The organism is Acidiphilium acidophilum, assembly GCF_033842475.1.
GTDB classification, from domain to species: domain Bacteria; phylum Pseudomonadota; class Alphaproteobacteria; order Acetobacterales; family Acetobacteraceae; genus Acidiphilium; species Acidiphilium acidophilum.
The window spans coordinates 1-6,384 of record NZ_JAWXYB010000015.1; the positions used below are offsets into that span (position 1 = coordinate 1).

Sequence of the window (6,384 nt, forward strand, 5' to 3'; positions counted from 1 at the left end):
CGGTGACCGCGACGGGCGGGGCAGGGGTTGTGGGTCGGGTCATCCTGCCGGCAGCGCTGATCCTTTCGAGGAAACGCACCCCGCCGCCCTGACCCGGATCGACGCCGCGATTGCCGAGACCGCGCGGCACCTTTCCCATTTACGTTCCTCTCCACCGAAAGCCCCGCGATCGGCGTCTCGTCCGTGAGTCTTTACGGGGAGGCGATCGCTGCGATGCGGCGGATCGTTCTGCTTGATGACCGGGTGACCCAGTTAACGGAACAGAATCGCGACCTGACCGTGGTGGTGCAGGACCTCCGCGATCGGGTCAGCAGGCTCGAAGGGATGATTGCGGGAATGACGGTCAGCCCCGTTTCGAACCGGTCGCGCCGGTTACCGCCGCGGGGAAAGACCGACTGATACGGTGTGTCTCGACGGTGGTTGAGGCTCTTCAGGGTCGGTCATCCAGAAAGCGGATTACGGTGGACGTCGATCCAGCAGCGGCAGCATGGGCGTGACGCCGGCGGTTGCTGTGGGATTTCTGGACCGCCCCGGCCGGGGGATGGCGGGGCCGTCGAACAGGACGCCCTGTCGTTCGGCCTGATCGATCTGCCGGCAGGCGAGATCGAACCATTTGGGATCGATCTCGATCCCGATGAAACGCCGTCCGAGGCGCATGGCGGCGACGCCGGTGGTTCCTGATCCCATGAAGGGATCCAGAATGGTTTCGCCCGGATCGCTGGTCCATTCGACCAGCCAGTCGAAATGTTTCAGCGCGCGGGAGCAGGGGTGGCCGTTGGTCCTTGCGTCGGTCGGCTGGGCGGCCGGTGCGCGGCTGGGGATAAGGTTGCGGCCGCGACCAGGGCGGATTGGATCGCCGAACCAATAGGCGATTTCGTCGCGGCCGAGTTTGCGCCCGACGAACGCCGGGATGGTGTAGGGCAGGTGGATCAGGCGGAAGAAGGGCAGGGCGGTCGGCACCGGCGCAAGGAACCGTGGGTCGCTGTCCCCGCGCAGCACCACGACCAGGCGGGTGGGGATACGCATGACCCGCATGGTTTCCTGCCAGAGCCGTGGCGGATCTTCGCTGCCGGCGATGAGACCTGTGGGGCAGTTCGGCCAGACAGGATCGGACAGGATGGTATCGACGGCCCCGATCTGGGTCAGAACATCGAGCGCGTTGCCGCGATAGAGGCTGGCGCGGCCGATATCGACGCGCTCGATTGGATCGGACATTGCGACGGCTCAGAACGTGGCGCTGAAGGCAGAGGATTTTGCGCCGGTAGCCCAGGGAGCGGCTTCGTAATCCGGACGGGTGAGGGTGACGCTGGGATCGTTTGGTTTGACGATGGTTTGCCAGCGATTGAGGACTGGGGGCTCCCAGGTGGCGTGGGTACTGCCATAAGGGGCGTAGGGGTTGAAAGAGGGATCGGCGACGGGTCGCGCGGGCGGGGCGTGGTAATCTGCTTCGGTTTTGAGGTTACCTGAGGCGCAGCCGGCGAGGGCGGTGCAGGACAGGATGACGGCAAGGATGGGTAGACGCATGGGTGATCTCCTTCGAAGGAGACCACCATGGCGGGTGCTATCGCCACTGCACGCATAATTTTTTTGGGTGGAGGAGGGCTGGTTTTCCGGGGCTGGAACGAAAAAGGAGCGCCGTTGGCGCTCCTTTCGGTGGTGGTCAGAGGGACCTTACCAGTAGCCGGGAACGTCGTAGGGGTCGCCGCGCTTGATGCCGAGCAGACGGCGATAATGCCGGTAGGCTTTCAGGAACTTGCCGATTGTCTCGACCCACTGAAGCCCATGTTGTTCCGAGCGTTGCAGTTTGAACTCGGTTTCGTGAAGTTTGATCCGTTCATCCATCAGATCGAGCTTCAGTTTCTCGATTTCGACACTCTTCCTCGAGACAACGGCATCCTTCTGCAAAAGTTGCCATTTTAGATTGGCATTCTCTTTGCTCTGCCGATTAAAGTCTTCAACCAGGGCATTATGCTGGTTGATCAGGTCGTAGAAGCTAGCAGGGTCGACCTGAGGCGGAGCGTTCTGATTCCTGTTTCTCCAGGCAATCATCTCGTCGAGCCGACGCTGCGCTTGTTCAGACGCAAGGATTCCGTTGATGCTGCCCAGCTGCATAGCCATGTAATCACTCATAGCAGGCACTCCTTTCACTCTGCCGGCGGAATGACCTCGGTGGTCGCCGCCAGTGTGGAATCAACCTCGGCAGCAGCGCCGCCGCCTCCTGATCCACCAGGACTTGATTTATTATATGGCAGATACCCGCCCGGTGTCATCCCGTTATTTCCGGAGCCGCCATAACCCGTGGCAAGATTGGCAATCTGGTATGGTGCCTTCCCGGAAACCCAGCGGGCGGCACCCTCAGCCCCGCCATAAGTCGCCTCGCGAGCGAATTGCATGCCATCCACTCGATCTGCCGGTTCGAGGTTGCCCCACCGCATGATGTTGGTGACCATCGAGATCATTCTGAAGGACAGGATCGCCAGCGTGGTGAGCATGATCACCATCACCGAGACCATGATCATGAGCCCGAAGAAATTGGTCACCACGTTTCCCTGATTGAACACAAAATCCGCGGCCAGCGTGAACAGGTTGAAGATCAACCACGACCCGGCGGTGAAGATGAAATAGCTGAGCATCAAGCCGAACAACATCACGACGGGCCGAAGCAGGATGTTCAGGAGCATCTTGTAGCCGTAGCTAGCATTGGCCCCGTGGAAACCATCGCCGCGATACGTCATATGAGCCAGTAGAAAGACCGGGACTGCGATGACGCCTTCGCAGACCAGGATCAACCAGTTGATCACCTGGGCGATCCAGAGGGCGAGCGGGATCATCGGGATCACATAGGCGAGCATAAGCCCCTGAAAAATCAATCCAATGCACACAAAATAGATGAAGTTGATCAAGCGGCTTAATACACCGCTGGCAGCCATCGCGGCCGTCGCAACCGCACCGACCTCGTCGCCGACAAGCGCTTGCCCCCCGACCGCGGCAACCGTTCCGAGTTTGGTATTCAGCAGAGCGGAAAGCCCGATCGCGGAGATACCGGCCTCGACCATGTGCTGGCCGAGATTGATCATCGGCACGAAGGGATCGGACCATTCACCGTTGGTCGGCAGCACGGCGGTTGCCACGAAGTTCAACAGCCGACGGTTGATGCCGATGGCATCGAAGACGGTGTTGATGATCCCGAGCCCGCTCGATGAGGGGCGATTGCTGATCAGGGCGGTCGGGGGGGTAGCACCGGCGTCCACATTGGTATCGATCTGAATCTCGTTCAGGAAGCTGGTCACCGGCGGCATGTATTGGGCGAGATCGGATTTGAGATCGGCGGGGAGTCCGCTCCAGCTGGGTGCCGCGACACTGGCGGTATTGTCGAGAATGCTGAGGTTGCGGCCGTTCATCGCGGCGATCTGGATGAAATACGCGCCGGCGCCACTCCATCCCAGCGCCTTCATCTGATTGAGGTTCTCCTTCTGGATCGTGCTCTGTCCCTCCTCCTTCACGACGCTGGACGCGGCCTTGGTGAGAACGCTCGAATAGTCTGACGTTGCGGTGGTCATGACGTTCATCAGACCGGTGAGGAGCTGGGGATTATCCGACTGGAAATAATTGGCGATGATCGTCGAAACCTGGGGCTCGATGTCGCCGTAGTATACCTTGTCGAGGGCCGCTTCCTGATCGGTCGCGATATTTTCCGTGGCATTCAGTGCTGATCCGCTGGTGGGTGCAGGGGTGCGCAGGGTGATTTCGCCGCAGACGGGCGTTCCCCCGCTATCGCCACTGGTGGCGGAGAAGGGATAGATCAGCGTGCCTCCGGTGCCCACCGCCGGGTTCACGAAGGCGTTGAGTTCAGGTCCGATGTAGGGGATTTTGCTGATCGCACTGCCGATGCTCGATGGGATACCCCATTCGCTGCCGTAGGAGCTTTGCCGGAAGATCGGCGCGGGTTCCGGTACGATCAGTGTCCGCGTGTTCGAGCCGGAGACATCGTTGATGAGATCCCGACACGCCTCGTCCTCCACCATGCCGGCGACGATACGCTGCGCGTTCGGAACTTGCGGGGTGGCGATCGGCAGGGCACCCGGACCGAGGGCGGTCAGCCCGGCATCATAGACCAGATCGGCAATACCGACGCCCCACTGGGCGATCTGCACGACGGCCGCCTGGCCGACATTGAACCCGCCGGCCACCGGGATGATGAGGATCGCGGCCATGGCGATCCGGGGTGCGACCCATGAGCTGGTCCGTTCGGAGAGCACTTCACCGGTTTCGGCACCGCGATGGATCTCCATCAAGGTCGCGTAGGCGAACCAGGCAGCCGCAATGAGACCGACGATGCCGTTGAACAAGCCCATCATGGTCCCGATGACCGTCTGCTCGTTGCCGATCCCGGTTCCGGCAGTGGGTGTGCCGGTCTGTTGGCCGGTCAGGTTGATCGGGAACAAATCGTTGATCACCCCGCCGGCCCAATCGTTTGGCGCGTTCAGTTGCTGCCATGTGACCTGAGTGCCGGTCTGGGTGGACCCCGCGCCGGTCGCGGCGAAGGCGGGCAAGACGACCGTTCCTGTGAGGATGAACGAGATCAGGATCAACCTCGCAAGTCGCGCAATTTTTCCTATCATGGTGGTCTCTCTGTGCGGGGTCCGGGAATAACGAAGCGGGTGAGGCGGATCAGCCGGGGCGCGGGCCGGGGCGTTGTTCGTTCTGTGGTCCAGCGGAGGAGGGAGAGGGGTCGTTTCCCATGCCAGGACCGAAGCCGAGGGCGGTTCGTGCCCGGTCGATGATCTGCCCGATCGCCTCGCCAAATTTCGTGGCCATTTCCTCAAGCATGCTCAAGCCCGACGTCAGTCCGGGCGTTTTTTGCAGTGATTCGAACAACCCCTTTTCGACGGGGGCGAGGTCCTTATCGAGATCACTGACCTTCATGGCATTGCTGCGAACCCAGGATTCCGCATCCAATCTGCTCGACACATATTGATCCAGGGCTGCGGTGGCTTGCTGGTAGGTTCCGGCAAAGCCTTGGGTCTGCTGGATCTGCGCATCCAGTTCCGACCGCAATTCGGCGTATTGGCCGCCGGGTTTCATGCCCGACATGACGTTGGCGTAGCCTCCGGGATCATTTTCAGCGGCAGCGTCGATCTTCTGGCCAATACCCCCCATCATCTGCCGCAGGCTGGTCAGGGCCTGTGCTGCTGTGACGGCGGCTTCGGTGACGCCTTCGACGATGAGCTCCCGCTCAATGCCGGCAACAGCACCCTTATGATCGAAACTGGTATCAGCGTAGGGGGCGGGCTGGGTTGGTGCGGGTGCTGAGGTTTGTGCCGCTTCGGCGTTGTGGGTGAAACCGTTATTGTTGCTCGCCCGAGGGGCGGGGGCGCGGAACAATGGCGATTCCTTCACACGATTGGCCACTGCCTCCAACCATCCGGGACCGGTCGATGTGCCTGGCGTGACCTTGACATTGGCTGTGGTGGCTTGCACGACGGGGCGCTGCGTTGTTCCCTGTCCGGCAGCGGCCCCTGCTGTTTCCGACGGGGCCTGTGCGGTCTGAGCCCGCGCTTCGACAGTCCGGTTCTGCCGGACTTCCTGGTTAAGCTGATTGTCCTGCTCCATTCGCGCGCCCCTCTCGACTGAAAGGGTCTGCTGCTGTGTCATCTGGTTGAGATTTTCGTCGAGAACGCGTTGTTCGAGTTTGGCGAGGACCATATTGTCGCCAGACTGCACCTGCGGGGGGTTGTTCTGGGCGACCCGGACCGCAAAATCGCGGATCTGGTCGACTGTGTCCTGGCTATCCAGACGGTTCGTGTATTTCATCAATCGAACGACGCTCGGATCGCTCAACCCCTGGATCGTCACCGCGAGCGTGAGAAGCTGGTCGCGGATATTGTCTCCTACATTCGTCCTGACCCCGGTTGCCCGCTCGGTGTCTGCCATCGCCCAGGCGATTTCTTGTTGTGTTGCCTTGTCGTTGAGCGCGCCCGGTTCCCGCGCACGCTCCGCGAGATCACTGATCCGTTGTGATAGCTGCTTATACTCTCCTGTGTTTGGGAGGTTTGCGGCATTCTTCCCAATCTCATCGAGCACTTGGAGATAAGGGTTCGTGTTCGATGTTGCGGCGGCTTTCGGGCCGGTATTTCCGGCGATGGCACGTTCGACATCCCGGCCGGCGCTGAAAGCGGCACTTTCGCGGGCTTCGTCGCGGGTCGGGAAGGACTGGCTCCATTCGGATGCCGGCAGGTCACGACCATTCAGGGTCACGATACTCTTATAATGGAAGCCGGCCTCGCTCTGGCCGATATCGACGCTGAGCTTGGCCGTTTCGTTGACCGCTCGCGGCTGACCGCGCTCGATCGTCTCGATATTCGGGGCGGTCCGCTCAGAGGT

The 6,384-nt window shown here is 61.1% G+C and carries 6 protein-coding genes; 1 reads left to right on the forward strand and 5 read right to left on the reverse strand.

Annotated elements, in window-relative coordinates; translation table 11 throughout:
* Positions 1 to 183 precede the first annotated feature (183 nt).
* Positions 184 to 399: a hypothetical protein gene (locus SIL87_RS02490; RefSeq protein ID WP_319612299.1), complete on the forward strand. Its 216-nt coding sequence runs from the start codon at positions 184 to 186 to the stop codon at positions 397 to 399.
* Between the two features lie 57 nt (positions 400 to 456).
* Here the strand turns inward: SIL87_RS02490 and SIL87_RS02495 are convergent, their stop codons facing one another.
* The 5 genes from SIL87_RS02495 to SIL87_RS02515 all read right to left on the reverse strand — a co-directional run.
* The gene (locus tag SIL87_RS02495) at positions 457 to 1,215 is read right to left on the reverse strand and encodes a site-specific DNA-methyltransferase (RefSeq protein ID WP_319612300.1); all 759 of its coding nucleotides are present in this window, start codon (positions 1,213 to 1,215) and stop codon (positions 457 to 459) included.
* Positions 1,216 to 1,224: 9 nt separating this feature from the next.
* Entirely contained in the window at positions 1,225 to 1,524 is a 300-nt protein-coding gene (locus tag SIL87_RS02500) for a hypothetical protein (protein ID WP_287995518.1), read from the reverse strand.
* Positions 1,525 to 1,671: 147 nt separating this feature from the next.
* Entirely contained in the window at positions 1,672 to 2,130 is a 459-nt protein-coding gene (locus SIL87_RS02505; RefSeq protein WP_287995515.1) for a hypothetical protein, read from the reverse strand.
* A 14-nt stretch (positions 2,131 to 2,144) separates the two neighbouring features.
* A complete protein-coding gene (locus SIL87_RS02510) occupies positions 2,145 to 4,622 on the reverse strand; it encodes a DotA/TraY family protein (RefSeq protein WP_319612301.1) in 2,478 nt (825 codons plus the stop codon).
* A 49-nt stretch (positions 4,623 to 4,671) separates the two neighbouring features.
* Positions 4,672 to 6,384, reverse strand: a 1,713-nt coding sequence (locus tag SIL87_RS02515; RefSeq protein WP_319612690.1) for a hypothetical protein, incomplete at its 5' end; no start/stop codon positions are given.